Source organism: Bradyrhizobium guangdongense (genome assembly GCF_004114975.1).
Taxonomy (GTDB): Bacteria; Pseudomonadota; Alphaproteobacteria; order Rhizobiales; family Xanthobacteraceae; genus Bradyrhizobium; species Bradyrhizobium guangdongense.
The window spans coordinates 5,639,439-5,666,215 of the sequence record NZ_CP030051.1; the positions used below are offsets into that span (position 1 = coordinate 5,639,439).

A 26,777-nucleotide genomic window follows, 5' to 3' on the forward strand; every position below is an offset into this window, starting at 1 on the left:
TTCTCAGCGAAGATTGGCTTTCTCGTTGTAGATCTTGAAGTCAACCAGGGTGCCGAGCATCTGGAGGTACGCGATCAGCGCATCCATCTCGGTCGGCGTGCCGGGCTTGCCGTCGAAATTGTGCACCACGGCCTTGGCGTAGCGCTTGGTGAAGGCATCGGCGCCGGCATTGTCCGGATCGGCCTGGGCCTTCATGTCGGCGGCCGCATTGGCGATCTGGTCGTCGGTATAGGGCACGCCCACCGTCCGCAGCGTCCGCATGTGGTCGGCGATCGCGTCAGGATCGACTTCGGTCCTGGCGAGGAACGGATAGCCCGGCATCACCGATTGCGGCACGATCGCGCGCGGGTTGGTGAGATGGGTCACGTGCCAGTCGTCGGAATATTTGGCGCCGACGCGGGCGAGATCGGGACCGGTACGCTTCGAGCCCCACTGGAACGGGTGATCGAACATGCTCTCGGCGGCGAGCGAGAAGTGGCCGTAGCGCTCGACCTCGTCGCGCAGCGGGCGGATCATCTGCGAGTGGCAGAGATAGCAGCCTTCGCGGACGTAGATGTTGCGCCCGGCCAGCTCCAGCGGCGTGTAGGGCCTGACGCCGTCGACCTTCTCGATCGTGCTCTTGAGGTAGAACAGCGGGGTGATCTCGACGAGACCTCCGATCGCGACCACGAGCAGGATGCCCACGACCAGGATGATCGAGTTCTTTTCGAAGACTTGGTGGCGTGTCCAGAACGACATTGTTTGCTCCTCACTCCGCCGGCTGAAGAGCGACGGGCATCTGGACTTCCTGCTCGCCGACGCGAACCGTCATCCAGAGATTGTAGGCCATGATCAGCGCGCCGATCAGGAACAGGGCTCCGCCGGCGGCGCGGATGATGTAGAAGGGATGCATCGCCTCGACGGTCTCGATGAAGGAATATTCGAGGAAGCCGAGCGAGGTGTAGGCGCGCCACATCAGACCCTGGAGGATGCCGGACACCCACATCGCCGAGATGTAGAGAACGATGCCGAGGGTGGCGATCCAGAAGTGCCAGTTGACGAGCTTGAGGCTGTAGAGGCCCTTGCGATTCCACACCCACGGCACCAGGCAGTACAGCGCGCCGAAGGAGACGAAGCCGACCCAGCCGAGCGCACCGGAATGCACGTGGCCGATGGTCCAGTCGGTGTAGTGGCTGAGCGAGTTGACCACCTTGATCGACATCATCGGGCCTTCGAAGGTCGACATGCCGTAGAAGGCGACGGAGACGACCAGCATGCGCAGCACGGGATCGGTCCGCAGCTTGTCCCAGGCGCCCGACAGCGTCATCAGGCCGTTGATCATGCCGCCCCACGAGGGCATCCACAGCATGATCGAGAAGGTCATGCCGAGCGTCTGCGTCCAGTCCGGCAGCGCCGTGTAGTGCAGATGGTGCGGGCCGGCCCAGATGTAGAGGAAGATCAGCGCCCAGAAGTGCACGATCGAGAGACGATAGGAGTAGACCGGCCGCTCGGCCCGCTTCGGCACGAAGTAGTACATGATGGCGAGGAAGCCGGCGGTCAGGAAGAAGCCGACCGCGTTATGGCCGTACCACCACTGGAACATGGCATCCTGGATGCCGCCCCAGGCGATGTAGGACTTCGAGCCGAAGATCGACACCGGCAGCGCGGGGTTGTTGCCGAGGTGCAGGACCGCGATCGTCACGATGAAGGCGAGATAGAACCAGTTCGCGACGAAGATGTGCGGTTCCTTGCGCTTGAGGATGGTGCCCAGGAAGACGAGCAGGTAGGTGACCCAGACGATGGTCAGCCAGAGGTCCGAATACCATTCGGGCTCGGCGTATTCCTTGCCCTGCGTGACGCCGAGCAGATAGCCCGTGCCGGCGATGACGATGAAGTAGTTGTAGCCGAGCACGACGAACCAGGGCGCGAGATAGCCGGCAAGGCGCGCGCGGCAGGATTTCTGCACCACGTAGAAGGAGGTGCCGAGCAGCACGTTGCCGCCGAAGGCGAAGATCACCGCGGAGGTGTGCAGCGGCCGGAGCCGGCCGAATTGAATCCAGGGCAGATCGAAGTTCAGCGCGGGCCAGGCCAGCTGCGAGGCGATGATGAGCCCCACCAGGAAGCCTGCGATGCCCCAGAACATCGCCATGAATGCGGTGAACTTGATCGGGCCCAGATTGTAGTTGGGCCGGCCGTTGATCTCCTGCGGCGGCAGCGCCGCCGGGCGATCGTAATAGCGGTTGATGATGAAGAACACCGCGGCCAGGCTCGCGGCGGCGCTGAGCGCAGCATGAAAGGCGAAGGGCGCATCGAGCGCCTTGGCCGAAGCGATCAGGCACAGGAAGGCAGTGACCGCGAATATGAGCGCCAGGCCGCTTTCGCCTGTCGTCATGGATTTCGAGATGGAGGGCTGGGGCATCGCGGATTCTCTCTGAAAGAACACGCTGCCAGAAACCACATTCACCCTCGCGGGGAATTGATTGAAATCAAGATAGATGGATTTCTGTTAATGCGAGGCTGCCGATCGGCGAGCGCAGCGATGTCTTAAGCCTCGGGCCGAGCATTGCGGGCCGCGACCTCCGGAACATCACGGAGGTGGAACCGCAGGATTCAACAGCGTTGCATCAGTCGTTCGCGGTCGCCTTCAGCGCCACGATGACGTCCTGGCGCGCGACGATTCCGACCAGCTTCTGGCTGCTGTCGAGCACGATGATGCTCCGGATGCGATGCTCGACCATGATCTGGAGCACGCGCGTCAACCGCGTCTCGGGGCTGACATAGATGAATTCCGGAGTCATGACGTCGCCGACCTTGCGGCTCATCAGGTCGTGATAGCGCGGCAGCATCTGACTCGGCGTGAACGCAAAGCACTTCAGGATGTCGAACTTGGTGACGATTCCGACGACCTGCCCGTCGTCCTCGACCGGATAGGAGTTGAAATCGTCCTGCTCGAACATCTCGCTCAGCGCGAGCAGATTCTGGTCACGCTGCACCGTGCTGACGTTGCGCGTCATGTAACCTTCGACGGTCTGCTCAAGGAATTTGTACACGGCACGTCCTCATCAATTCTTGTCTGCCGGTCTTCCCGTCAGTGCGACAGCAGCACGCAGCGGGCGGTTTGCGTGACCAGATATTCAGTGACGCCGCCGAGAACGAGTTCGCGGAAGCGGGAATGACCGTAGGCACCGGCGACGATCAGACCGGCGCCGACATCGTCGGCGATCCTCTCCAATTGCACGACGGCGGTCTCGTTCCCGGCTTCCGGGACGCGCGCGGTCGCGGTGACACCGTGGCGGGCGAGCCAGGCAGCGACGTCGCTGACATGGGTCATCACGGCCGAGCGGTCATCGTCCTTTTCCGGAATCTCGGCGATGACGACGTCCCTGGCCTTGCGCAGCAGCGGCAGCGCATCGGCCACGGCCCGTCGCGCCTCCGGCGTGTCCTTCCAGGCCACCAGCACGCTGCGCGAATCGAGCCAGTTAATCCGGTCGGGGACGACCAAGAGCGGTCGGCCGGTCTGCATCACCAGATCCCTGGGGCTGACCAGCGAAAAGGCGTCGGAGAAAACAGGGCTCTGCCCGCCGCTGACGATGATGTCGGCGCAGCGTGCCTGCGCCAGGACATAGCGTGCGGGAAAGTCCATGGCGCTACGCCATTCCGCACGCGCGCTGCGCGTCCTGGTCGCGGCACGGAATTGCGCCTCCAGATCGGCGAGGCGCCGTTTGACGGAGCCCTCTTCCTGGTCGATCAGTCGCTGGGCCGCGATGCCGTCAGTGAAATAGAGCGGCGGGGCGAAGCGCGCCGCGGCGATTCCGATGATATCAGCCTCGAATCGCTCGGCAAGCTCGCCCGCGACCTCGAGGCGGGCGTTGTTCGGCTGATCCAGCGCCAAGCTGACCATCACGGTCGCGTATGTCATGTGGATCCTCCAAGGCAATCAATCTAAGCAAATTGTACGCCTGCCCCCGCGCCGGGAGATGAGATAGATCAATCGCCGGCCTGCCGCGCGCGACGCCAGCCGGCGTCAGACGACGGACCTTGCCTCCGGGCCGGGCTTGGGCGACATTGCGGCCAGCGGTAACCGCATCCGGAGCCAACCGCATCAGAAGAGGAGCATCGCTTGTCGCCGACCCGTGTAACGCACCCGCCGGACGACCATCGCGGCGAGCATTTCCGGGTCCGAATCGAGGGATTCGGCGTCGGTACCTGGGATCTCGACCTCTCGACGCGCGAACTGGAATGGTCGGAAACCGCGCGGATCCTGCTCGGTATCGAGCGGGGCCAGCCGGCAAGCTACGACCTCTTCCTCTCGCGGCTCGAGCCTGCGGACCGTGAACGGGTCGAGAGCGCCATCAAACAGGTCACCGAGCATGGCGGCGGATTCGACGTTTCCTTCCGGATTGCAGGAACATCCGACCGGGGCAAATGGATCAGGGCTCGCGCCGGCCTGATCAGGGATGAGGCCGGCCTTGCCCGCCATCTCAGCGGAATCCTCCTCGATATCGACAAGGAGAAGCAGGTCGAGGAAGCGCTGCGCACCCGCGAGACCCACCTCCGGTCCATTCTTCAGACCATTCCCGACGCCATGATCGTCATCGACGGCCGGGGCATCATGCAGCTGTTCAGCACGGCCGCCGAGCGCCTGTTCGGCTGGTCCGAACAGGAGGCGATCGGCCAGAACGTCAGCATCCTGATGCCGGAGCCGGACCGTAGCCGCCACGACAGCTACATTGCGCGCTATCGCACCACCAACGATCCGCACATCATCGGCATCGGCCGCATCGTGACCGGCAAGCGGCGCGACGGGACCACCTTTCCGATGCACCTGTCGATCGGCGAGATGCAGTCTGGCGGCGAGCCCTATTTCACCGGCTTCGTCCGCGATCTTACCGAGCACCAGCAGACCCAGGCGCGGCTCCAGGAGCTGCAATCCGAGCTGGTGCACGTTTCGCGGCTGACGGCGATGGGCGAAATGGCCTCGGCGCTGGCCCACGAGCTCAACCAGCCGCTGGCGGCAATCAGCAATTACATGAAAGGGTCGCGGCGCCTCCTCGCCGGCAGCGTCGATCCGAACACCCCGAAGGTCGAAAGCGCGCTTGACCGCGCGGCCGAGCAGGCCTTGCGCGCCGGGCAGATCATCCGGCGGCTGCGCGATTTCGTCTCCCGCGGCGAATCGGAGAAGCGGGTCGAGAGCCTCTCCAAACTGATCGAGGAGGCCGGCGCGCTCGGGCTCGCCGGCGCGCGCGAACAGAACGTGCAGCTTCGCTTCAGCCTCGATCCCGGCGCCGATCTCGTCCTCGCCGACCGGGTGCAGATCCAGCAGGTACTGGTCAATCTCTTCCGCAACGCGCTGGAAGCGATGGCGCAGTCGCCGCGGCGCGAGCTCGTCGTCGCCAACACCCGCGTCGCCGACGGCATGATCGAGGTCGAGGTCTCAGACACCGGCGCCGGGTTCCAGAGCGACGTGCTTCCAAACCTCTTTCAGACCTTCTTCACCACCAAGGAAACCGGCATGGGCGTGGGACTGTCCATCAGCCGCTCGATCATCGAGGCTCACGGCGGAAGGATGTGGGCCGAGAACAACGCATCGGGCGGAGCAACCTTTCGCTTCACCTTGCCGGCAACGGACGAGACCTGATTCATGACGACCAAGGGACATATCTACGTCATCGACGACGACGCCGCGATGCGGGATTCGCTGAACTTCCTGCTGGATTCCGCAGGCTTCGGCGTCACGCTGTTCGACGACGCACAGGCCTTCCTCGAGGCCCTGCCGGGCCTTGCCTTCGGCTGCGTCGTCTCCGACGTCCGCATGCCGGGGCTCGACGGCATCGAGCTCCTGAAGCGCATGAAGGCGCAGCAAAGCCCGTTCCCGATCCTGATCATGACCGGTCATGGCGACGTGCCGCTGGCGGTCGAGGCGATGAAGCTCGGGGCGGTCGACTTCCTCGAAAAGCCGTTCGAGGACGATCGTCTGACCGCCATGATCGAGCTGGCGCTCCGACAGGCCGAGCCGGCGGCCAAGAGCGAGGCCGTCGCCCAGGACATCGCCGCCCGGGTCGCGTCCCTGAGTCCCAGAGAACGCCAGGTCATGGAAGGGCTGATCGCCGGCCTCTCCAACAAGCTGATCGCCCGCGAATACGACATCAGCCCCCGGACCATCGAGGTCTACCGGGCTAACGTCATGACCAAGATGCAGGCCAATAGCCTGTCGGAGCTGGTGCGGCTGGCGATGCGCGCCGGCATGCTGAAGGACTGAAGCAATCGGATTGGGCAAATCCAATTGAGGCAGGTCAAAGCCGTTCCCGGGCGCCGTGCTAGCCAATCAGCATGATTGAGATCAGCGCGCCCCCTGAGCAGCTGTCGTCCCCCACCACAAAGCCCACCGTCTTTGTGGTCGACGATGACGCTGCCGTGTTGGGATCCCTTCGATTCCTGCTGGAAACCGACGGCTTCGCCGTGCGGACCTTCAGGAATGGCACGGCGCTGCTCAACGCCAGCGGTGCGCCCGAGGCGGATTGCTTCGTGATCGACTACAAGATGCCCGACATCAACGGCATCGATCTTGCCGGCCGGCTGCGTCAGTCCAACGGCGACACCCCGGTGATCCTGATCACCGGCTATCCCGACGGCAACATCTCGGCCCGGGCGGCGGCAGCAGGCGTCAAGGACGTGATCCTGAAGCCGCTTCTCGACGAAAACCTGATCAAACGCATCCGCCGCGCCATCCAGGACCGATCGCGGTAACCGGAGCCGGCCTCAGAACGCGCTTCTGTACTGCGCGATCTCGCTGCGAGGACCATAAATCCACATCGGCTCGCCGCACTCGCTTGGGCCGTGATCCGTCATGCAGGCGGCGCTCCAGGGCGGAGCCGCGATCTGCCGGCCCTCGATCGGGCTCGAATGCGGGTAGCTGTGGATGGTGTTGATTCGAGGCCGGGCTGTCGCTGACATGTCCGGCAGCAGCGCAAGCAACAGCGCAGCCAGAACAGGCGGAATAGATTTCGACGTCATCGGGCGTCTCCTTTGGAGAGAAGGCTTCCGATGACCAGACCTGCGTTGGAGGGCCGATATTTCCCGGACACCGAAGTGTGAGAACAGCGGTATTTTCAGCCCGCGGGGACCTCCGGGATAGTACGTAGGTAACCCCCCTTAAGATATCTCGCGAAATTTTCGATGCCCCGGATACCGCGTAGGAAAGCGCCATCACAACGGAGATGGCGCAGATGCTGACCCAGACGTTCAACACCCAGGCGATCAACACCCAAATCGGTGGCAAGATTGCCCCCGCCCATCCCGTCTCGGACCAGTTCGGCGCAATCACCGGCCATGTCGGCCTGGTCGCCACCGAGTTCTCCTACCGAAAGGACGAGGAGATCTACGGTGAAGACGAGCCGGCCGAATACGTCTATCAGGTCGTCTCCGGCGCCGTTCGCACCTACAAGCTCCTCTCCGACGGCCGCCGCCAGATCGGCGCCTTCCATCTTGCCGGCGACGTGTTCGGCCTCGAATCCGGCACCAGCCATCGCCTCGCCGCTGAAGCCATCATCGACACGACTGTGCGCCTGGTGAAGCGCGGGAGCCTCGAGAAGGCCGCCGGCACCGACGTGCAGGTCGCCCGCAAGCTCTGGGCCATGACGGCCGGCGAGCTGCGCCACGCCGAAGACCACATGCTGCTGCTTGGCCGCAAGACCGCGATGGAGCGGGTTGCGACCTTCCTGCTCGAAATGGACCGCCGCCTCGCCGTTGCCGGCATGATGGCGCTGCCGATGTGCCGCCGCGACATCGGTGACTATCTCGGCCTCACCCTCGAAACCGTCTCGCGCGCGCTGTCGCAGCTCCATGCCCAAGGCATTCTCGGCTTCTCCGGCGCCCGCCAGATCGTGCTGCGCAACCGCCAGCGCCTGCACAATCTCGACGCCTGATCTTTTCGTCCTCCCTACCAACTTGGCCGGCTGAATTCGTTCAGCCGGCCATTTCTTTTGCGGCGATCAAGCCTGTGCGCCGCGTTTCCGGCATCACGAAGAGGATCAGCAGCAGCCCGGTCGCAGCAATGCCTGCGAGGCCGAAGAAGGCGGTGGCATTGCCGAACTTGTCGCTGACATAGCCGCCGAGCGCGGTGCTCAGGGAGGCGCCGATCCCGGTCGCGGTGCCGACGATGCCCTGCGCCAGGTTGAAGTGCCCGCTGCCGAAGGCGACATCGGCGACGATCAGGGGAATCATCACCGCGAATACGGCCGCAGTGATGCCGTCGAACACCTGCACCATTACCAGCAGATAGGGATCGCGCACGGTCGCAAACAGCACGCCGCGAATCGCCAGCGCGCCGAAGCCGATCAGCAGCAACGGACGGCGGCCCCAGAGTTGCGCCTTGCGTCCGACCGAGGGCGACAGCAGCGCGACAATGGCCTGCGGCACGACGATGCAGAAAGCCACCAGCACCGTCGCCCACTGGCTCGAGCGCGCCGTCACCGCGCTTGCCATCAGGGGCATCATCGAGGCGTTGGCGAGCTGCAACAGCAACACGCTCAACGCAAAAACGATCAGCGGGCGCTGCCGAATCAGGTGCCAGATATTGGTATCGCCAGGAACAGGCGCCTCGCGCGGCATCTCGCCGTGGCAGCGCGCAATGTCGACCTCCTCCTCGCGGATGCGCGACAGCGCGATCAGGGTCGGGATCGCGAGCAGGAAGGTGACCAGGAACACCGAGCGGCTCGAGAGAAGATATCCCGCCGTCCCCATCACCGCAGCGGCGACGCCGTTGCCGAGCGAGGCAAAGCGGGCGTTGCGGCCGAGCCGCTCGCCGATCGCGAGCGGACCGACGAGGCCAAGGCTGATCGCCGCGATCGCCGGCCCCAGGACGCAGCTCGCCGCCGCATGCAGCGTGGCCGCGGTCACCACCACGGCAAAGACCGGCAGCGCCGCATAGGCCAGCGCGCAGCAGCCGATGGTCGCGATCGCAAGCGCGGCGACCAGCCGCTCGGATCTCGCGGCATCGATGATGGCGCCGCCCGGCATCTGCCCGATCAGCGCGACGATGCCGCCGATCGACAGCACGAAGCCGATCTCGACTTGCGTCCATTTCTGCGTGGTCAAATAAACGGCGATGAACGGACCGAAGCCGGTCTGCACGTCGGCGAGGAAGAAGATGAACCAGTCGAGACCGCGCAGGCTGCGGCGCGACGGCGCCGGAATGCCCGCAAGCATGGGCGCGGCGACGTTGTCCTGTTCAACGCGTCCCTCGCGCTTCTCATGATCAGGCTTCCTCGACAAGAGCACAGGCGGTCAGCCCTCCCGCATCTCACTGGATGGCTTGCAGCGGTTGAAGACTGCCGGACGCCCCCAGCACGACCATCGGCGTGTCTTCCTTGTATTCCGGCGCGGCCGCGACCTGCGCCTTGGTCAATTCCAGCGTGATGCTGTCCTTCTTGTTGGCGATCTTGCCGAAACGCAGCGCATTCCAGTCCACCACGATCTTGCGGCTGCCGACCCCGAGGAAACCGCCGAAATCGATCACGGCGGCGCGGACATGACCCTCGCGATCGACGATGACGTCGACGATGCGGCCCATGTCCTCGTCGGCAGCACTACGCACATCGCGTCCGAGCACACCGTGGGCGTCGCTGGCGCCGATGATCGTCACCGAGGGCGGCGGCGCGGCGTCCTTCGGCGTCACGGGAACGACCGATGCCGGCGGCTGAACCGTCGGAGGCGCGTTCGCCTCGGTCGTCGCCGCGGGCTGTTCCTCAGCGGCCCGCGATACGGCCACCGTCGCACCCGCGACGATCGCCACACTCAGGATCAACCATCTGCCGGTACGCATGACCCCTCCTTGCCGGCCGCTAATGCGCCAGCACGATCGACACCTGGATACGGCCGCGCGTGCGCAGAACCTCCAGCGCCACATCGTGGCCGTGGCGGCTGACGCGCAAATCGACGCTGGATTCGCCGAGGCACAGATCGCGCAGGATGACCTCGTTCAGGAACGCCGGCAGATGCGGATTGCGCAGGCGAATCTCGCAACGCGGGACGTCGAACTCGATGCCGAGCGCCGCTTCCAGCAGCGTGAACGGCGTCGCGCTGGCCCAGGCCTGCGGCGCGCAGGCGACCGGATAAAGCGTCGGACCGCGCCGCTTCTCGCGGCGGAAGCCGCAGAACAATTCCGGCAGCCGGCGCAGATCCATATAGGTTGCGGCATCGAACAGGCCCTTGAACACGTGCGCGACCGAGTGCTTCAGCCCGTAATGCGCGAGCCCGAGCGCGATGAGCGCGTTGTCGTGCGGCCAGATCGATCCGTCGTGATACGACATCGGATTGTAGCGCACCTCGCCGCGCGCGACGGTGCGAATGCCCCAGCCCGAGAAGAAGTGCGGGCGCATCAGATCGGCGGCAACGAGGCGGGCGCGGTCCTGGCGGATCATGCCGCTGAACAGCACCTGCCCGGCATTCGAGGTGCGGACCTCACACCGGCGCTTGTTGCCGTCGAGCGCGAGCGCGTATGTACCGAGCTCTTCGCACCAGAACGCCTGTTCGAAGCGTTCGGCCAGCGCCTTGGCTTCCGCCTCGAGCTTGCCGGCGAGATCGGGTTTGCCGAGCTTCAACGCGCATCGCGCGGCGAGCTGCTTGGCGGCGTAGACATAACCCTGGACTTCCGCAAGCGCGATATTGCCTTCCGCAAGCTTGCCGTCGGCGTGAAAGATCGCGTCGTAAGAGTCCTTCCAGCCCTGGTTGGCGAGGCCCTTTTCGGTGGCGCGCTGGTATTCGACGAAACCGTCCTGGTCGGGGTCGCCGGGACCGTCGATCCAGGCAAGCCCCGCCTCGATCGCCGGCCACAGCTCGATCAGCGTCTGCTCGTCACCGGTGCGCTCGAAATAGCGACCGGCAAGCAGGACGAACAAGGCGGTCGAATCCACGCTGCCGTAATATTGCGAGAACGGCACCTCGCGCAGCGCCGCCATCTCGCCGCCGCGCATCTCGTGCAGGATCTTTCCTGGCGCGGCATCGGCGAGCGGATCGACCGCCTTGGCCTGGAAATGCGCGAGCCGCCGCAGCACGCCCTTGGCGACCCGCGGATCGACCCACAGCATCTGTAGTGCGGTGATCAACCCGTCGCGGCCGAACGTCGTCGAGTACCAGGGAATGCCGGCATAGGGATAGCGCCCCTGCGGCGTCTCCGTCATCAGCATGTTGAGGTCCGCCATGGCCTGGCACAGCACCTCGTTGAAGATGTTGTTGGAGGTCTCGATGCTCGCCGCGCCGTTGGTGGACTGCCGCATCTCTCGGCGGTGGGCGAGCAACCCCCTGAAGAAGCGCGCCGGCTTTTCTCCGACCGGCCGGTTGCAGGAGACGGCGACGAACAGCGATTTGGCCTCGTGCGGATCCAGCTCGAGCTGCCAGGTCGCGGCATTGACCGAGAGCCGCGTCGGACGCGGATCGAAATGCAGGCCGGTGGTGCGCTCGGTGTCGTCGAGGCCGCGATATTCGAACAGCACGTCGGTCGGTCCGAGCAGCTTGCTGGTGCCGGTCCCGCGGCGAGGCCGTCGCTCACCGCGCACTTCGAACAGATCGGCAAAATCATTGTCGAACAGCAGCGTCAGCTCGAAGCTTGCGCGCTGCTCGCCGTGGTTCTGCAGCCCGATGCGCTGATACGCCGTGCCGCGCCACAGGAAGATCGTGCGCACGATGTGCAGCAGGTCCTTCTGCAGGACGAGACGGTCCTCGCGATAGATGTCGGGATTGGTGAGATCGACCGTCAATCCCGAATTGTCGTCGCGCAGGTTGGACCCGAGCAACAACGGCTGCAGATCGTCGAGCACGAGCTCCAGCCGCGCCAGATAGCGCGTGTCATGGTTGAACAGACCGTCGGGCCCGCCGGCCGAGGCGCCGATGTCGCCATGGCTGTCGAGAACGATGAAGGTGTCGTCGTGCTTGAGCGACCGCCGCGGCCGCGCGGCGGGGCCCGTCATCGGAATGTAGAAGGCCTGCTCCGAGACGGACTCCACCGTCTGCGATACCGAAATGATCTTGGTGACGGCTTCGGCTGCCATGAGCTGCTCCCCTGCGTCTTGATTTCGAACGCGACCAACGCAAACGCGACAGTTTGTGTTACGCGGCGAACTTCGCGAGCCGGCTCATTTCCTGGGTCACCAGCTCACGGTACGGACCATGGCTCTGCATCAGGCGGTCGGGCGCGCCGTCCTCGATGATCTTGCCGTTCTTCAGCACGACCACGCGATCGAAATTGCGCAGCGTCGCCAGCCGATGCGCGATCGCGATCACGGTGCGGCCGCGCATCAGGCGGCTTAGCGCCTCGCGGATCGCCTCCTCGGATTCGCTGTCGAGCGCGGCGGTGGCCTCGTCGAGCAGCAGGATCGGCGCATCCTTCAGGAAGGCGCGTGCGATCGCGATACGCTGACGCTGGCCGCCGGACATTTTCACGCCGCGGTCGCCGACCATGGTGTCCAGACCTTCGGGCAGGCTGTCGATGAAATCGCAGCGCGCCGCGATCGCGGCGCGGAGCACCTCGTCGTCGGTTGCGTTGGGCCGGCCGTAGCGGATGTTCTCGCGAATGGAGCGGTGGAACAGGGAAATGTCCTGGGGCACCACGGAGATCGCCTCGCGCAGGCTGAGCTGCGTCACCATCGAGATGTCCTGACCGTCGATGGTGATGCTGCCCTCGTCCACGTCGTAGAATCGCTGCAGCAGCGTGAACAGGGTCGACTTGCCGCCGCCGGACTGGCCGACCAGACCAACGCGCTGGCCCGGCTGCAGGCGCAGGCTGAACCGCTCGAAGATCTTCTCACCACCGGGATAGCCGAAGGTGACATTGTTATACGCGATCGCGGCACCGCTCTTGACCAGCGGCTCGGCCTCGGGGTGATCGCGCAGCTCGTGCGGCACCAGGAGCGTGGCGATCGCCTCGGTCAGGCGCGCCACGTGCTGGGTGACGTCGACCAGCGCCACCGCGAGATCACGCGTCGCGTTGAGGATGGAGAGGCCGAGCGTGCAGACCAGCACGACATCGCCGGTGGTGGCCTCGCCCTGCTGCCACAGCGTGATCGCCCAAGCCATCAGCGCCACCGTCAGGACCACGGTCACGGCGGCGTGAGTGAGCCGCAGCTTCTCGAGATAGCGCAGGCTGCGCCCGCGCGCCGTCAGTTCCCGGTTCACGGTCGCATCGAACCGCTCGTGCTCGTGGCCGATGCCGCAGAAGGCGCGGACCAGCGGCATGTTGCTGATGACGTCGATCATTTCGCCGTCCACGACCGCCGCCTTGTCGGCGAAATCGTCATGCAGCGGCTTGCCGGCCGCGGCCAGACGGAACATCGCGATCACCATCCCGCCGGCAACCACGATCAGGCCTGCCGCCATGTACGGACTGACGGTTCCGATCAGCATGATCGCCGCAATTGTGGCGATACACGGCGGCAACACGTTCCAGACGAACATGTTCTCGACGGTGAACACCGCGTTCGATGTCGCCGTGATGCGGCTGGTCAGCATGCCCGGCATCCGATCCGAGAAGTAGCTCGGCGCGTGTCCGGTCAGATGACGAAATATGTCACGACGTAAATCGCCCGTGACACGAACGAAGGTGAAGCTCGCGGTCCAGCTCGCGATCCGCCACAGAAAATTGTCGGCGGCGATCAGCGACATGAGCAGAATGAATGCCAGCCATACGCTGCCGCCATGCGAAGTTCCTGCAGACAAACTGTCGACAAGAGATTTGACGCCGTACTGCGTGCCTACGGAGCAGGCAACCGCGGCGACGACAGCGCCCAGGATCACCAGATGCGACGCCAGCCGATGCCGCAGATAGCGCAACACAAAGGCAAATGGTCTGCGCGCGTATCTCGAAAGATGATCCATGTGACTACCGACCCCGTCGTGATGACTTCAGTTTTCTCTTAAGCCGACTGAACATCGACCGCTTCGCCTCGGTTCCCGGGCAAGTTCATCACGACATGCGGATGCGGACGATGTGAGAAGAGGTGATGGCAGCATCGCGACCACGCTGCACTGTGTCGAAGAAGTAACGTTCGGGATAAGGAACTTCGCAACTGCGGGAACGTTCCCTTGTCGGCATGCCGGTGCCCGATACACGGCGGGGGTTTCAACCACATGATCGCAGAGGAGATGGTGAGATGCGCATCGCGCAGGTAGCTCCGTTGACGGAGGCTGTTCCACCCAAGCTGTACGGCGGCACCGAGCGGGTGGTGCATTGGTTGACGGAAGAGCTGGTTGCGCTCGGACACGACGTGACGCTGTTCGCCAGCGGCGATTCGCAGACGTCCGCGAAGCTGGACGCGCTATGGCCGCGGGCGCTCCGGCTCGACGGCTCGGTGCGCGATCCGAACGCGCTGCACATGGTGCTGCTGGAGCGCGTGCGGCAGAAATGCGACGACGAGCAGTTCGATTTCGTTCACTTCCATCTCGACTATTATCCGTGGTCGCTGTTCTACCGGCAGCCGACGCCGTTCCTGACTACGCTGCACGGCCGGCTCGACCTGCCGGAACATCAGCCCGTCTTCAACACCTTCTCCAAGATGCCCGTCATCTCGATCTCGAATGCGCAGCGGCGGCCGGTGCCGCAGGCAAACTGGGTGTCGACCATCTACCATGGGCTTCCCGAGAACCTGCTGACACCAAAGCCCGCAAAGCAGGAATACCTTGCCGTGCTCGGCCGCATCGCCCCGGAAAAAGGCGTCGACCGCGCCATCAAGATCGCGACCCATTGCGGCATCCCGCTGAAGATCGCGGCGAAGGTCGACAGGGCCGACCAGGATTACTACGACGAGCTGATCAAGCCGATGATCGATAACAATCCGCTGGTGGATTTCATCGGCGAGATCGGCGATCACGAGAAGTCGGACTTCCTGAGCGGGGCGCTCGGTCTGTTGCTGCCGATCGACTGGCCTGAGCCCTTCGGCCTCGTGATGATCGAGTCCATGGCCTGCGGCACACCGGTCGTGGCCTTCAATCGCGGCTCGGTTCCTGAGATCATCGACGAGGGCCTCACCGGCTTCGTGGTCGAAGACGTCCTCAGCGCCGCCGGCGTGGTCAACCGCCTGGCACAGCTCGACCGCACGGCCATCCGCAAGCAGTTCGAGAAGCGCTTCACCGCGCGGCGGATGGCGCTGGACTATCTCGCCGCCTATCGCAGCCTCGCGGAAGAACAGGCGCCGCGGATCAAGCTGGTGAGCAGCGCGGAGTAAGGGCTCCACAGGACTGCGCGCGGCCTGGCCGGGCTCGTCCCGGCCATAGACGTTTTGAGCCCCACTCCATCAACACGTCATTGCGAGCGTGGCGAAGCAATCCAGGCCGTCTCCGCGGAGGGACTCTGGATTGTTTCGTCGCAAGAGCTCCTCGCAATGACGGGGGACGGAGCGAGGAACGCCCCCTACACCACCGCCGCCCGCTTCGGCTCCACGATCTCGAACATCCGCGGGAATTCGTCCATCAGCCCCATCAGCTCGGCGAGCTTCATCGGATTGCCCGACAGCTTGACCTTGCCGGCGGCGACGGCTTCCGGAAAGCTCGTCAGCTTGGCGATCACTTCGTCCAGCGTCGCGCGCGCCAGCGTAAAGCTGGCGTCGGCGTTTTCGGCCTGCACGCCTTCGGTATAGGTGAGCGCGCAGTTCTCGAGGTTGAGCACGAATGTCTCGCCGGTGTCCGAAAAGCGCCAGTTCAGCACGATGCGCTTGCCTTCCGCCTTCGGGCCGTTGAGGCGGATGCCGAGCACGTCCCAGAGCTGCGAGGTGCAGAGTGCCGCCAACGTCTCGCGCGGCATCGGCGGGCGCGGCGGCGTCTTCGGCATGCCCTGCCGCAGCTCCTGGGCGCCGAACAGATAGGCATTGCGCCAGGTCGAGCTCTCGGCGGCGTAGCCGAGCTGCTCCAGCGTATCGGCCAGCAGGCTCCGCGCCGCCCCATGATCGGGCTCGGCGAAGACGAGATGGCCGAGTGCCTGCGCCACGAAGCGGAATTCGCCCCTGTCGAAATCCGCGCGCGCCCGCGCGAGGATCGCATCCGCGCCGCCCATGTATTCGACATATTTCTTGCCTGCCGCCACCGGCGGCAACGGATCGAGATTGACCGGGTTGGCGTCGTACCAGCCGAGATATTTCTGGTAGATCGCTTTCACATTGTGCCTGATATGGCCGTAATAGCCGCGGCCGTGCCAGGCGCCTTCGAGGCTCTTCGGCAGCTGGATCGTCTCGGCGATCTCGGCCGCGTTCAGCCCGTGATTCATCAGCCGGATGGTCTGGTCGTGCGCGAACTTGTAGAGGTCGCGCTGCTCGCGGATCATGGCGTCGATGCGCTCGCGGCCCCACACCGGCCAGTGATGCTGGCCGCACATCGCCTCGGCCTTGCCGCCCCACAGCTGCAGCGCTTCGCCCAGATACTTCGACCAGGCCAGCGCGTCGCGCACGTCGGCGCCGCGGAACGGCAGCAAGTTGTGGAAATTATGCGTGCAGTTCTCGGCGAGGTTCAAGAGCTTGTAGCGCGGCAGGAAGAAGTGCATCTCCGCCGGCGCTTCGCTGTTCGGCGCCATCTGGAATTCGAACTCGACGCCGTCGATCACGCGCTTGTCGCCGGTTGCCATGATCAGGTCGGTCGGTCGCAGCAACGCGACCGCGCCCGCCGCCATGGTCTTGCCGAGGCCGCAATCGACCTGCCCGCGTACCCCCTTGGCGAGGAACGGCCCGAACTGGTACTGCGCCCGGCGCAGCATCGCAGGTCCCGCGATGATGTTCTCGGAGACGGCATGCTCCATGAACAGATCAGGCGCGATGATCGGCACGCGGCCCGTGGCGAGCGCATCCTCCTCCAGCACGCCGCGCGCCCCGCCCCAATGGTCGGTGTGGGTGTGAGTGAAGATCACCGCCGCGACCGGCTTGAGGCCGCGGTGCTTGAAATACAGATCGAGCGCGGCGCGCGCGCCCTCGATCGAGGTCAGGGTGTCGACCACGATGACACCGCTGTCGCCCTCGATCAGCGTCATGTTGGCGATGTCGAGCCCGCGCACCTGGTAGACGCCCGGCACGACCTCGAACAGGCCGTGCTGCATGTTGAGCCGCGACTGCCGCCACAGGCTGGGATTGACCGTCGGCGGCGCCTCTTCAGCCGACAGAAAGCCATAGGGCTCGAGGCTCCAGACCGTCCGCCCCTGCGGATTCGTGATCTTCGCCTGCTCGATCGTGCCGAGGAAGCCGCGCGCGGCATCATCGAAATCCCGCGTATCGGAAAACGGCAGCGCCTTCAGCATCGCCTGATGCTGCGCAATCACGGACGGCGTTGCATCCTTCGGCTCAAAGCTGGTCATTTGTATCCTCCCGGCCTGATGCACGGCATCTAACCGCATCTCGCGGTCGATTGCCATCGTTAGCGCAGGGAGGAGAAAGGACCGCTCCTCTTCCTTCTCCCCCTGTGGGAGAAGGTGGCGCGAAGCGCCGGATGAGGGGTATCTCTCCGCTAGCGAGACTAACCGTGAACCCTCACCCGTCTCGCCGCTACGCGGCGAGCCACCCTCTCCAACGAGGGGAGAGGGTGCAAGGTCAGTGCATCCCAAGCACCCGCGGCAGCCAGAGCGTCAGGTCGGGCCAATAGGTCACGATGACGAGGAAGCCGAGCATGGTGAGCAGCCACGGCATCACCGCTCCCGCGAGATCCGTGATGCGCATTCGCGCGATCATCGATGCGACGTAGAGGTTGAGGCCCACAGGGGGATGGCAGAGGCCGACCTCCATGTTGACGTCCATGACGATGCCGAAATGGACGAGGTCGATGCCGAGCTTCTTGGCCGCCGGCGCCAGGATCGGCGCCATGATCAGGATGATCGAGTTCGGCTCCATGAAGTTGCCGGCGAGCAGCAGCAGCACGTTGACCAGCAGCAGGAAGCCGACCCAGCCGAGGTTCTGCGCCGCGATCCAGTCGGCGAGCGTCGCCGGCAGGTTCTCGTTGGAGAGCACGAAGGAGAACAGCACCGCGTTGGTGACGATGTAGAGCAGCATCGCGCTGGTGTTGGCGGCGCGGAGCAGCACCCGCGGCACGTCCTTCATCCCGATCGCCTTGTAGACGAACACCGAGATGAAGAACGAATAGACCGCGGCCATCGCAGCCGCCTCGGTCGCGGTGAACAGCCCGCTGTAGATGCCGCCGATGATGATGACGACCAGCATCAGGCCCCAGACACTCTCGCGGAAGGCGTGAACGGTTTCCGCCCAGGTTGCCTTCGTCAGCCGGGGATAGTCGCGCTTGCGCGCCAGCCACCAGGTGACGATGCAGAGCATGGTGGTGAGCAGGATGCCGGGCAACAGGCCGGCGACGAACAGCGCCCCGATCGAGGTATTGGTCGAGACCGCGTAGACGATCTTCGGGATCGACGGCAGCATCAAGATCCCGAGCGAGCCCGCGACCGTGATGATGCCGGCGCCGAAACGCATCGGATAGCCGTGGCGGACCATCTCCGGCAGCACGATGGCGCCGATCGCGGCGACCGTCGCCACGCTCGAGCCGCACACCAGAGCGAACATCGCGCAAGCGACGATGCCGGCAAGCCCGAGACCGCCGTGCCAGTGCCCGATCAGCGAGGTCGCGAAGTTGATCATGCGCCGCGCGACGCCGCCATGGGTGAGGAAGTTGCCGGCGAGGATGAAGAACGGGATCGCCATGATCTCGAAGCCTTCGATGCCGGTGAAGAGCTTCATCGAGACCGCTTCGATCGGCACCGCGGTCAACGTGAACAGGAACGTCATCACGGTGAGGCCGAGCGCGATCGAGACCGGAATGCCGGTCAGCATCAGCGCGATCAGCAGTGCGAACACGGTTGCCGCGCGCATCCAGTGCGGCAGCACGATGAAGCCGGTCTTCTCGGCGAGACAGAGCATGAAGATCAGGATCGGCGTCAGGATCAGGATCACGCCGAGCGGCGAGACCTTTCGCGACGCCGCTTTCGTCGCCGCGCCCGCGGGCTGCGGATGCAGCGCCGGCGAGACGTCGGCCTGGACGCCCTCGACATGGGTCTCGTCGTGATGCGGCAGATCGCCGGTCCAGAAATAGAACCAGGAGACCTGGAGGAAGCGGAAGCACATCAAGCCGGAGCCGAGCGGGATCGCCAGATAGACGAACCACATCGGCGCTTCCAGATCGTTGGATTGCTGCCCGGTGTGGAACATCTCGCCCACGAAGGAGGCGCCGAAGGCGGCGATCATGCCGGTGAACAGCGCGCCGCAGAGCAGCGCGAACAGGATGACGTGCTTGCGCGAATGCTCCGGCAGGCGGTTGACGAGCAGATCGACGCCGACATGGATGCCGGTCCGCACGCCATAGGCCGCGCCGAACTTCGCCATCCAGATGAACATGTAGATGCAGAGCTCCTGCGCCCACGACAGGTCCAGCTCGGACATGAAGGTGAACACGGCCATCGCGAGCGACGCCAGCCAGGGCATTCCGTGTGCGGTCGCCCATCGCGCGAGGTTGATCGATTCGCCCGCACCGTAACGGTGCACGACGGCGATGAAGATCAGTCCGGTTGCAGCGGCAATGAGCGTCGCGATCAACCATTCTTCGAGATGGTTGAGCGCCTGGTTGAGCAGGCGAAGCAAATCAAAGTCCCCCTATCGATACGAAACGGCCGGGAGTGCATGCACTCCCGACCGTTCGTCTTGTTCTCCCGGACAACGCGTCAGTTCATCTTGACGTCGAGTTCCTTGGCAACGAGATCGAGCACCTCCTGCCCGACCCGGCCCTTGGCCCATTTGTAGGTCGGCTGCATCGCCTCCTGCCAGGCCTTGCGGTCGGCGTCGGTCAGATAGTGCAGCGTGGTCTTGCCGGACTTCTTGATCTCGGCCAGCGCGTCCTCGTTCTCCTGGTGCGCGATCTGGTTGGTGTAGTCGGTTGCGTCCGCCATCGCCTTCTCGAGCTGGGTGCGGATATCAGGCGGCAGGCCCGACCAGAATTTCGAATTGACGATGACGGCGTATTGCAGATGCGCATGATAGGACACGGTGATGTCCTTCTGCACCTCGTAGAACTTCTGCGTCAGATAATTGGACGCCGTGTTCTCGCAGCCGTCGACCACGCCGGTCTGCAGCGCCTGGTAGACTTCCGAGAACGCCATGATCTGCGGGATCGACCCCATCAGGCGGAAGTATTGGTCGGCGATCTTGGATCCGGAGATGCGGAATTTCAGGCCCTTGAAATCCTCCGGCTTGATCAGCGGCCGGTTCGAGGACACCATGTGGAAACCGTTGTCCCAATAGGCGAGCCCGGTGATGCCCTTGGTCTCCAGCTTCTGGAACAGCCACTTGCCGACGGTGCCCTTCATCGCGGCGGAATAGGTCGCCTCGTCCTTGAACAGCCAGGGCAGATCGAGCGCCTCGAATTCCTTGATCCCGAGCGGGGCGAATTTCGCGGTCGAGGGTGCCAGCATCTGCACCGAGCCGAGCTGCAGCGCCTCGATCTCTTCCTTGTCCTTGTAGAGGGAGGAGTTCGGATAGACTTCGACCTTCACCTTGCCGTCGGTGTACTTCTCCGCAAGCTCCTTGAACTTCAGCGCGCCCTTCCCCTTCGGGGTGTCGTTGGCGACGACATGGCTGAACTTGATGACGATCGGGCTCTGGGCCTGGGCAACGGCCGGAGCCAGAGCGAACGCGACCGCAGCGGCCGCAAAGAGCAGTTTGCGCATGAAGGACCTCCCCAACAACCTAGGAAACCGGATTCTTTTTTGTTTTTAGGAATTCAGTAGTGGCAGCAATCCGGACCCCGAACAACTAGACCTAAGCCCAATTTGCCACAGCGAAGCTATGCCGCAGGCAGGCTAGCTTGACGGCGGTCGCATGCGCAACCCGGCGTTCGCTCGCCCGCGAGGAAGCGAGCGCTTATGTCGCATTGCCGAAGGTTGTTAACCTTTGCGCTGGGCGACCATGAACAGCCGCCGGAACGGGAACAGGGTCTGCCCCGCCGCATTCTTCGGATACGCCTTTGCAACCCGCATCCCGTAGGCCGTTTCGAACGCAACCTTCTCGTCGCCCTCGAGCACGTCGAGATAGCGCGTCAGCCAGGTGCCCTTGGTCCATTCCTTCACAGGATTTTCGCCTTCCAGCACCTGAAGATATTCGGTCTCCCAGATATCGATATTCTGGGACAGCGGCGCGAGCACGTCGTGATAGAAGGCCGGTCCCTCGACCGGGGGCGGCGTGACGAGGTGTTCGAGCTTGGATCGCCACGGTCCGTCCAGGGCGGTCTCGCCGATCAGGACATGCGATGGCGCCAGGAAGTTGCGCGGCATCTGCACGGCAAGGATCCCGCCGGGTGCGACCTTCTCCATGACCGAGGGAAATAGTGCCGCATGATTGGGCAGCCAGTGCAGTGCGGCATTGGAATAGACGATGTCGTATTGCTTTGCGGGATGCCAGTGGCCGAGGTCTTCATGTGACCATTCCACATCGGGCGCGGCTTTGCGTCCGGCGGCAACCATCTCGGCGGAGCCCTCGACGCCGGTCACCGCCGCAGACGGCCAGCGCTCCTTGATCAGTTTTGTCACGTTGCCGGCGCCCGCGCCGAGATCGGCGATCGTGCGCGGACCGACATCCGGAATTCGCATCAGCAGGTCCACGGCGGGCCGAAGCCGGTGGCCGGAGAATTTCAGATATTGCTGCGGATCCCAGACCATCGGCCTACGCCTTTTCTTTTTGGTGTTTCCTTCACTGTCGCTCTTGGTTACCACTGCTTGTCCCGCCCAGGCAATTCGCAAAGCCTGCGAGGCGAGCGGGAAACGAAAGCAAAAAGCAAGAACCCCAAGAGAGCGTGTGACCATGGACCTCGGCCTGAAATCGAAAACCGCTGTCGTCACCGGCGCGAGCATCGGCATCGGCCGTGCCATCGCCAAGGGCTTGGCAGCCGAAGGCGTCCGCGTCGTCGGCGTGGCCCGACGCACCGAGCTGCTCGCCGAGCTGGTGAAGGAGGTCGGAGGCGGCCTGATCACCCCGTTCGAGCAGGACGTGATGGCCAAGGACGCCGCGGAGAGGATCACCGCTTTCGCGCTGAAGCAGCTCGGTCATGTCGACATCCTCATCAACAATGCCGGCGGCAGCCGCCCTCTCCCCGTCGATGCGCCCGACAGCAAATGGGACGAGGCGATCGCGCTGAACTTCACCAGCTACCGCCGCATCGCACATGCGCTCTTGCCGCAGATGATCGAACGCAAATGGGGCCGCATCGTCAACATCACCGGCAAGTCCGAGCCGGAAGGCCTCAATGCCGCCTTTGCGGCAAAGGCCGCCGTGCATGCCTGGGCCAAGGGCCTGTCGCGCGAGATCGGCGAGCACGGCATCACCATCAACTGCATCCCGCCCGGCCGCATCATGAGCGAGCAGATCCGCCGCAACTATCCTGAGGATTATCGCGAGCGTTTTGCCGAGGAAGAGATTCCGGTCGGCTATTGGGGCGAGCCGGAAGACCTCGCCGCCCTCGCCGTGTTCCTGGCGTCGCCGGTGGCGCGCTACATCACGGGCACGGTGATCCCGGTGGATGGCGGGTTGAGAAGGTATCAGTTCTAGAGAACGGCGCCCAACCCGCTCGGTGCCGTCGCGTGGGCAAAGGCGCGCTTTCGCGCGCCGTGCCCACGATCTTTATACTCATTGCCAATAGTGGGCACGCCACCCTACGAGATCTGGCTCCACCCGGTGGCGCGATACATCACGGGCATGGTGATCCCGGCTTCGCAACTACACGATCACAAAGCTCGATGCGTGCAATTGGCTGATCGCGGTGTCGACGAAATCGATCGACCCCGCGTTCGGCGCACTGCCCAGGGCCAGCACGGTCCCGCCATGCCCATCACCCCTCAGCGCGTTCATGATATCGGCAACGGAGTGGTAATTGCCGACGCCGTTCGCGAGATCGACGACACCCGACACGTCATTGCCAAATCCGGAGATCGTATCGATCTGGTTGCCGGAATTGACAGCGACGATCAGGCCCGTGCTGTGATCGTTGATGTCGACATGGGCCGGGCCATTGATGATCGCCTGGTTGCCGAACCCGACAAAGTTGAACTGGTCTGATCCGCCATTGGCCGTCACGACGTCCAGGCCAATCTGGTTCGTCACGGTCGCCTGGGAGCCGTTGAGCACCACGTGGTTGCCGGTTCCACCCAGTGTGATCGTGTCGTGGCCGGCCCCGGCGACGACGCTGTCCGCCCCGTTGCCGGCGATGACGGTGTTTGTCCCTGAACCGACGGTGATCTGGTTGACCATTCCGCCGAGATTCACAATGTTGTTGCCGTCGCCGAGCGTGACGCTGTTGGCGCCGCCTCCGCCCGTGACGAGATCGTTTCCGTTTCCAAGTATGACCGTGTTGCCAAACCCGGAAAGCGTCACCTGGTCGTTGCCGTTGCCGCCTATCGTTGTGCTGGCGCCGTCGCCCGGATGAGCAACATTGTTGCCGTTGCCCAGCGTGATGTAGTCACCGTATCCGCCGGCGTCGATGGCGTTGTTGCCGTTCCCGAGCGTCATCATGGTGGCGCCTGTCGATCCCGTCACCGTGATGTTGCCGTCGCCACCTGTGACGCGGTTGCCGAAACCCTCCAGATGGACGGCGCTATCGCCGCTCGACACATCGACCGTCCCGTACAGTCCGGCGTAGATCGTGTCGTTGCCGCCATTGCTGTGGATGACATTGAACATGCCATAGGCGTGGATGATGTCGTTGCCCGTCGTGCCCTGAATGGTCGCGTAGCCGGATGCCGGGCCGTTGATCACGGTGGGGCCGGCCTGATGCGTGTCTATGAGGTGTTGATATCGTTGACAGTCAGGCCGACGCTGCTGGTGTCGCTCAGCGTGAACGTGGTCGTCGCGCTGCCGTCTCCGTGAGGCGAAGCGACGAAGGTGAGGTCGTGCAGCTCGGCGGTCAGCTGGGCTGCACTGGTCGCCGCCAGTTCGTAGGTCTCGTTTCCGAGCGAGATCAATCCTGCCTCGGACAGGCTACCAGCCGCGCCCGCGAGGGTGATGATCAGACTATCCATTGCCCCTGCGTTCGGATCTGTGATCGTGACGGCTGCGAACGGATTGATCGCAGCCTCGTTGCTGGTGGTTTGCCCGGATATGGCTCCCGCGATGGTCGGCAGAGCGGCGGCCGTCAGCAGAATGCCGCCGGCGCCGTCCTTCGTGATCCCGAAATGCGTGACCGAGGTATCCGCCAGCGTTAAAGTCTCGCTGGCCATGCCGTTGCTGACCGTGAGTTTCGAGCCGGATATGGTCGCCGTTGCGCGGCTGGTATAGGACAGCCCGGAAAGATCGATCCGGTCGCCGAGCGAGACGCTCTTGATCTCGCTGACAAAGGTCGCCGCACCCGACGTCAGCCTCTGCTCGAGCTTGAGTGTGCCTTGTCCGGAGAAGGTGATCGCATCGTCGGAGATCGCGCCCGCCTTGAGGTCGAGCATGCCGCCGGCGATCGTGGTCGCACCGACAATGCCGCCGGTCTCCACGAACTCCGAGGCCCCAAGATGAATGGTCGAAGCGTTCGCGGTGCCCTGATTGAGCACATCGAGCGTGCCGCCGTTCAGGGTCGTGGAGGTAATGATGCCGCCCTCGGAGACGGAGAGGCTTCCTGAATTGAGGATGGTCCCGCTCGCCGCGCTGGCATCGACCGCCGGTGCGTTTGGGTCGTCGGTTACGGGATCAGGAATCGATCCCGACACCGTCATCACGCCACCATCGATCGTGGTGTTCTTGGCGATCCCCGCCCCGGTCAAGTGCAATTGCCCGCCGCTGTCGACGACAGCTGAATCGACTTCGCTTCTGATGACGGCGGCGTACATGCCTCCGGGCGAATGATAGACGTTTCTCCCGATGCATTGAGGACGCCGCCAGATTTGACGATCGTATTGCTTGCAATTCCGCCGTTCGTGAGATTCTGAACGCCGCCGGCATTGACGGTGGTCGACGTGACGATGCCGGTATCGACGTCTTGCTCGCCGCCATTGTTGATGGTGGTGTGATCGGCCCGCCCCGGCCCAGGCAAATCGTGGATGTAAACGCCGGTGACGCGCTGAAGCCCGCCTGCGTTGATGGTCGTGTAGCTCGCGGTGGACTGCAGTCCGACATCCTGTTCGCCGCCATTGATGATCGTGTGGCTGGCGACTCCACCCAGATCGTATTCGCCGACGAGTTGCTTGCCGCCGGCCGATATCGTGGTGTTCGTGGCAGTGCCGAACACCTTGAACAATATGCCGTTCGCTACGGTGAAGCCGCCTTCGGTGTAGCCATAGTCGGCAACGAAGGTTGCCCCGCTTTGGAACGTCGTATGGGATAGCGTCGCGCCGGCTTCGGCGAACAGTGTTCCCCCCGCGGCGACGATGCTGTCATTGAGGATACCCCCGTTCAAAACGTCCAGCGTCACCCCGTTCGCGACAGTAAACCCGCTTTCAATCGTACCGTCGCCGATTTCGAAGGTGCTGCCGGCGTTGAAGACCGTCCCGGAAAAATGGGCGTTCCCCAGCACAACGAAAACGCCGAATTGATTGACGGTCGTGTTGGTCGCCGTGGCGCCGGCAGACAGTTGCATCGTGCCGTAATTGACCGTCGTGTCGCTCGCTGTGCCACCGGCATCCACGTTCATCTTGCCGAAATTCTGGAGCATTGTTCCTGATACCAAGGCTCCGTTCGAGACCGTCAGCAGTCCAAAACCTTCGACAATGGTGCCGGTCGCCATGCTGGCGTCGACGGCCGGCTGACCGGGAACATTGGCGAACGGATCCGGTATCGATCCCGAGACCGTCATCACGCCGCCGTTGACGGTTGCGTTCACGGCGGTCCCGCCGCCGGTGACGTTGAATTCGCCTCCGTAGTTGACGGTTGCACCGGTCGCAACGCTTGGAATCACCGGCGGTGGATAGACGGGGGCGATGTCTATGGTTTCACCGGATACGTTGAGAACACCGCCGGACATGACGATCGTGCCGCTGGCGCTGCCGCCCTTCGTCACGTTCTGGACGCCGCCGGAATTGACCGTGGTCGCCGTTGCGGTGCCCGTATCGATATCCTGCTCGCCGCCGCTATTGATCGTAGTGTGATCGACCGCCCCGGGCGTCGGACCTTCATGGGCGAATTGGCCAGTGACACGCTGCACGCCGCCTGCGTCGATCGTGGTATAGCTGGCGACGCCGTCAAGGATAACGTCCTGCTCTCCACCATCGATGAGGGTGTGGGTCGCCGTACTCGTTCCGAAAGATCCGCCGACCGTCTGCAAGCCGCCAGTCAGGATCGTCGTGCTGTCGACGGAAGCGCCGTAGCTGACATCCATTGTATCGCCATTGTGGAGCGTAACTCCACTGGCGGGAGGAACAACCGTCATCTGAATGCTCCGCGTTTGGTGCCTGGAAAATCAAACGAGCAAAGCAAAATCATTCGAAGGTCATTCAACCCAACTGCGGCAGTTCAGAATGACTGTCAAGCAACCGATATCTTTCACCGAAGTTTGGAACGGATGCTCGTGCGATTTTTAGCTATGAAACTCGTGACGTGTACGTGCGTGCATTTTGCTGGATGAATTTATCAACAGCATGACGCAGCGGCATCGGGTGAAAGAGTGAAAACGGGAAAGGTGGTCGCGCCGTCATGCGCATCGCCGCCATGGTGACATCGTGCCGGTGTTTTGCCCGACGTGTCAACCTTGCCGGAGCGATGCGGGTCGAATCCGCACCGGTTGGGAAATCCCTTTGTCGATCAAGGGGGCTTCTACTATGCATGGGGTTGTTTTCGAGTTCCTGCTTCGAGAGCGAAAGAAAACGCGCCAAT

At 63.8% G+C, this 26,777-nt stretch carries 23 protein-coding genes and 1 pseudogene; 6 read left to right on the forward strand and 18 right to left on the reverse strand.

The window, feature by feature from the left end:
- Window positions 1-3 precede the first annotated feature (3 nt).
- The 4 genes from ccoO to X265_RS26960 form a co-directional block, all read right to left on the reverse strand.
- Window positions 4-738 (reverse strand): cytochrome-c oxidase, cbb3-type subunit II, encoded by a 735-nt coding sequence (ccoO, locus tag X265_RS26945; protein WP_128967578.1) that lies wholly within the window; start codon window positions 736-738, stop codon window positions 4-6.
- A 10-nt stretch (window positions 739-748) separates the two neighbouring features.
- On the reverse strand, window positions 749-2,398 hold the full coding sequence (gene ccoN / locus X265_RS26950) for a cytochrome-c oxidase, cbb3-type subunit I (RefSeq protein ID WP_128967579.1): 1,650 nt from the start codon (window positions 2,396-2,398) through the stop codon (window positions 749-751).
- A 205-nt stretch (window positions 2,399-2,603) separates the two neighbouring features.
- On the reverse strand, window positions 2,604-3,029 hold the full coding sequence (locus tag X265_RS26955) for a CBS domain-containing protein (RefSeq protein WP_128967580.1): 426 nt from the start codon (window positions 3,027-3,029) through the stop codon (window positions 2,604-2,606).
- A gap of 38 nt (window positions 3,030-3,067) precedes the next feature.
- The gene (locus X265_RS26960; protein ID WP_128967581.1) at window positions 3,068-3,898 is read right to left on the reverse strand and encodes a universal stress protein; all 831 of its coding nucleotides are present in this window, start codon (window positions 3,896-3,898) and stop codon (window positions 3,068-3,070) included.
- 201 nt (window positions 3,899-4,099) lie between these two features.
- On the opposite strand from X265_RS26960, the gene fixL reads away from it, so the two are divergent.
- From fixL to X265_RS26975, 3 genes are all read left to right on the forward strand, one after another.
- A complete protein-coding gene (gene fixL, locus X265_RS26965) occupies window positions 4,100-5,617 on the forward strand; it encodes a sensor protein FixL (RefSeq protein WP_128967582.1) in 1,518 nt (505 codons plus the stop codon).
- 3 nt (window positions 5,618-5,620) lie between these two features.
- Window positions 5,621-6,238 (forward strand): response regulator FixJ, encoded by a 618-nt coding sequence (gene fixJ / locus X265_RS26970; protein ID WP_128967583.1) that lies wholly within the window; start codon window positions 5,621-5,623, stop codon window positions 6,236-6,238.
- Between the two features lie 71 nt (window positions 6,239-6,309).
- On the forward strand, window positions 6,310-6,726 hold the full coding sequence (locus X265_RS26975; RefSeq protein WP_128967584.1) for a response regulator transcription factor: 417 nt from the start codon (window positions 6,310-6,312) through the stop codon (window positions 6,724-6,726).
- 12 nt (window positions 6,727-6,738) lie between these two features.
- On the opposite strand, the gene X265_RS26980 is transcribed toward X265_RS26975, so the two are convergent.
- Window positions 6,739-6,993: a hypothetical protein gene (locus tag X265_RS26980; protein ID WP_128967585.1), complete on the reverse strand. Its 255-nt coding sequence runs from the start codon at window positions 6,991-6,993 to the stop codon at window positions 6,739-6,741.
- A gap of 212 nt (window positions 6,994-7,205) precedes the next feature.
- Between X265_RS26980 and X265_RS26985 the strand changes: the two genes are divergently transcribed.
- A complete protein-coding gene (locus X265_RS26985) occupies window positions 7,206-7,904 on the forward strand; it encodes a helix-turn-helix domain-containing protein (RefSeq protein ID WP_164938813.1) in 699 nt (232 codons plus the stop codon).
- 40 nt (window positions 7,905-7,944) lie between these two features.
- On the opposite strand, the gene X265_RS26990 is transcribed toward X265_RS26985, so the two are convergent.
- The 4 genes from X265_RS26990 to X265_RS27005 are packed head-to-tail and all read right to left on the reverse strand — an operon-like array spanning window position 7,945 to window position 13,848.
- Entirely contained in the window at window positions 7,945-9,258 is a 1,314-nt protein-coding gene (locus X265_RS26990; protein ID WP_128967587.1) for an MFS transporter, read from the reverse strand.
- Between the two features lie 22 nt (window positions 9,259-9,280).
- Complete coding sequence (locus X265_RS26995) at window positions 9,281-9,802, reverse strand: PRC-barrel domain-containing protein (RefSeq protein WP_164938814.1); 522 nt, start codon at window positions 9,800-9,802, stop codon at window positions 9,281-9,283.
- A 19-nt stretch (window positions 9,803-9,821) separates the two neighbouring features.
- Window positions 9,822-12,026, reverse strand: coding sequence for an amylo-alpha-1,6-glucosidase (locus tag X265_RS27000; RefSeq protein ID WP_128967588.1), 2,205 nt, complete (start codon window positions 12,024-12,026; stop codon window positions 9,822-9,824).
- 58 nt (window positions 12,027-12,084) lie between these two features.
- On the reverse strand, window positions 12,085-13,848 hold the full coding sequence (locus X265_RS27005) for an ABC transporter ATP-binding protein (protein ID WP_128967589.1): 1,764 nt from the start codon (window positions 13,846-13,848) through the stop codon (window positions 12,085-12,087).
- Between the two features lie 275 nt (window positions 13,849-14,123).
- Between X265_RS27005 and X265_RS27010 the strand changes: the two genes are divergently transcribed.
- Window positions 14,124-15,194, forward strand: a complete 1,071-nt coding sequence (locus X265_RS27010; RefSeq protein WP_128967590.1) for a glycosyltransferase family 4 protein — start codon at window positions 14,124-14,126, stop codon at window positions 15,192-15,194.
- A gap of 185 nt (window positions 15,195-15,379) precedes the next feature.
- On the opposite strand, the gene X265_RS27015 is transcribed toward X265_RS27010, so the two are convergent.
- The 5 genes and pseudogenes from X265_RS27015 to X265_RS27030 all read right to left on the reverse strand — a co-directional run bounded on the left by X265_RS27015 (window position 15,380) and on the right by X265_RS27030 (window position 21,652).
- A complete protein-coding gene (locus X265_RS27015) occupies window positions 15,380-17,302 on the reverse strand; it encodes an alkyl/aryl-sulfatase (RefSeq protein WP_128967591.1) in 1,923 nt (640 codons plus the stop codon).
- Between the two features lie 232 nt (window positions 17,303-17,534).
- A complete protein-coding gene (locus X265_RS42115) occupies window positions 17,535-18,818 on the reverse strand; it encodes a TRAP transporter large permease (protein WP_308421656.1) in 1,284 nt (427 codons plus the stop codon).
- A 291-nt stretch (window positions 18,819-19,109) separates the two neighbouring features.
- Window positions 19,110-19,427: pseudogene (locus X265_RS42120) on the reverse strand (TRAP transporter small permease); the annotation flags it as partial.
- Between the two features lie 236 nt (window positions 19,428-19,663).
- Window positions 19,664-20,665, reverse strand: a complete 1,002-nt coding sequence (locus X265_RS27025) for a DctP family TRAP transporter solute-binding subunit (RefSeq protein WP_128967592.1) — start codon at window positions 20,663-20,665, stop codon at window positions 19,664-19,666.
- Between the two features lie 216 nt (window positions 20,666-20,881).
- The gene (locus X265_RS27030; protein ID WP_128967593.1) at window positions 20,882-21,652 is read right to left on the reverse strand and encodes a methyltransferase domain-containing protein; all 771 of its coding nucleotides are present in this window, start codon (window positions 21,650-21,652) and stop codon (window positions 20,882-20,884) included.
- 142 nt (window positions 21,653-21,794) lie between these two features.
- Here X265_RS27030 and X265_RS27035 point away from each other — a divergent pair, with 142 nt between their 5' ends.
- Window positions 21,795-22,538, forward strand: coding sequence for an SDR family NAD(P)-dependent oxidoreductase (locus X265_RS27035; RefSeq protein WP_128969421.1), 744 nt, complete (start codon window positions 21,795-21,797; stop codon window positions 22,536-22,538).
- A 168-nt stretch (window positions 22,539-22,706) separates the two neighbouring features.
- On the opposite strand, the gene X265_RS41515 is transcribed toward X265_RS27035, so the two are convergent.
- From X265_RS41515 to X265_RS27045, 4 genes are all read right to left on the reverse strand, one after another.
- Window positions 22,707-23,741: a calcium-binding protein gene (locus X265_RS41515; protein WP_244659279.1), complete on the reverse strand. Its 1,035-nt coding sequence runs from the start codon at window positions 23,739-23,741 to the stop codon at window positions 22,707-22,709.
- A gap of 23 nt (window positions 23,742-23,764) precedes the next feature.
- Window positions 23,765-24,733, reverse strand: coding sequence for a hypothetical protein (locus X265_RS41520; RefSeq protein WP_244659278.1), 969 nt, complete (start codon window positions 24,731-24,733; stop codon window positions 23,765-23,767).
- Window positions 24,730-26,283, reverse strand: a complete 1,554-nt coding sequence (locus X265_RS41525; protein ID WP_244659277.1) for a hypothetical protein — start codon at window positions 26,281-26,283, stop codon at window positions 24,730-24,732. The genes X265_RS41520 and X265_RS41525 overlap by 4 nt, the downstream gene beginning before the upstream one ends.
- 202 nt (window positions 26,284-26,485) lie before the next feature.
- A complete protein-coding gene (locus X265_RS27045; RefSeq protein ID WP_128967594.1) occupies window positions 26,486-26,776 on the reverse strand; it encodes a hypothetical protein in 291 nt (96 codons plus the stop codon).
- Window position 26,777 lies beyond the last annotated feature (1 nt).

Coding starts and splice junctions, on each gene's coding strand:
- X265_RS42115 (WP_308421656.1), bottom strand. CDS start 18,818: ATGCGCGCGGCAACCGTGTTCGCACTGCTGATCGCGCTGATGCTGACC.
- X265_RS27005 (WP_128967589.1), bottom strand. CDS start 13,848: ATGGATCATCTTTCGAGATACGCGCGCAGACCATTTGCCTTTGTGTTG.
- X265_RS27035 (WP_128969421.1), top strand. CDS start 21,795: ATGGACCTCGGCCTGAAATCGAAAACCGCTGTCGTCACCGGCGCGAGC.
- X265_RS26960 (WP_128967581.1), bottom strand. CDS start 3,898: ATGACATACGCGACCGTGATGGTCAGCTTGGCGCTGGATCAGCCGAAC.
- X265_RS27030 (WP_128967593.1), bottom strand. CDS start 21,652: ATGGTCTGGGATCCGCAGCAATATCTGAAATTCTCCGGCCACCGGCTT.
- X265_RS26975 (WP_128967584.1), top strand. CDS start 6,310: ATGATTGAGATCAGCGCGCCCCCTGAGCAGCTGTCGTCCCCCACCACA.
- fixJ (WP_128967583.1), top strand. CDS start 5,621: ATGACGACCAAGGGACATATCTACGTCATCGACGACGACGCCGCGATG.
- X265_RS26995 (WP_164938814.1), bottom strand. CDS start 9,802: ATGCGTACCGGCAGATGGTTGATCCTGAGTGTGGCGATCGTCGCGGGT.
- ccoN (WP_128967579.1), bottom strand. CDS start 2,398: ATGCCCCAGCCCTCCATCTCGAAATCCATGACGACAGGCGAAAGCGGC.
- X265_RS41525 (WP_244659277.1), bottom strand. CDS start 26,283: ATGGATGTCAGCTACGGCGCTTCCGTCGACAGCACGACGATCCTGACT.
- X265_RS27000 (WP_128967588.1), bottom strand. CDS start 12,026: ATGGCAGCCGAAGCCGTCACCAAGATCATTTCGGTATCGCAGACGGTG.
- X265_RS26985 (WP_164938813.1), top strand. CDS start 7,206: ATGCTGACCCAGACGTTCAACACCCAGGCGATCAACACCCAAATCGGT.
- X265_RS27015 (WP_128967591.1), bottom strand. CDS start 17,302: ATGACCAGCTTTGAGCCGAAGGATGCAACGCCGTCCGTGATTGCGCAG.
- X265_RS26980 (WP_128967585.1), bottom strand. CDS start 6,993: ATGACGTCGAAATCTATTCCGCCTGTTCTGGCTGCGCTGTTGCTTGCG.
- X265_RS27025 (WP_128967592.1), bottom strand. CDS start 20,665: ATGCGCAAACTGCTCTTTGCGGCCGCTGCGGTCGCGTTCGCTCTGGCT.
- ccoO (WP_128967578.1), bottom strand. CDS start 738: ATGTCGTTCTGGACACGCCACCAAGTCTTCGAAAAGAACTCGATCATC.
- X265_RS27010 (WP_128967590.1), top strand. CDS start 14,124: ATGCGCATCGCGCAGGTAGCTCCGTTGACGGAGGCTGTTCCACCCAAG.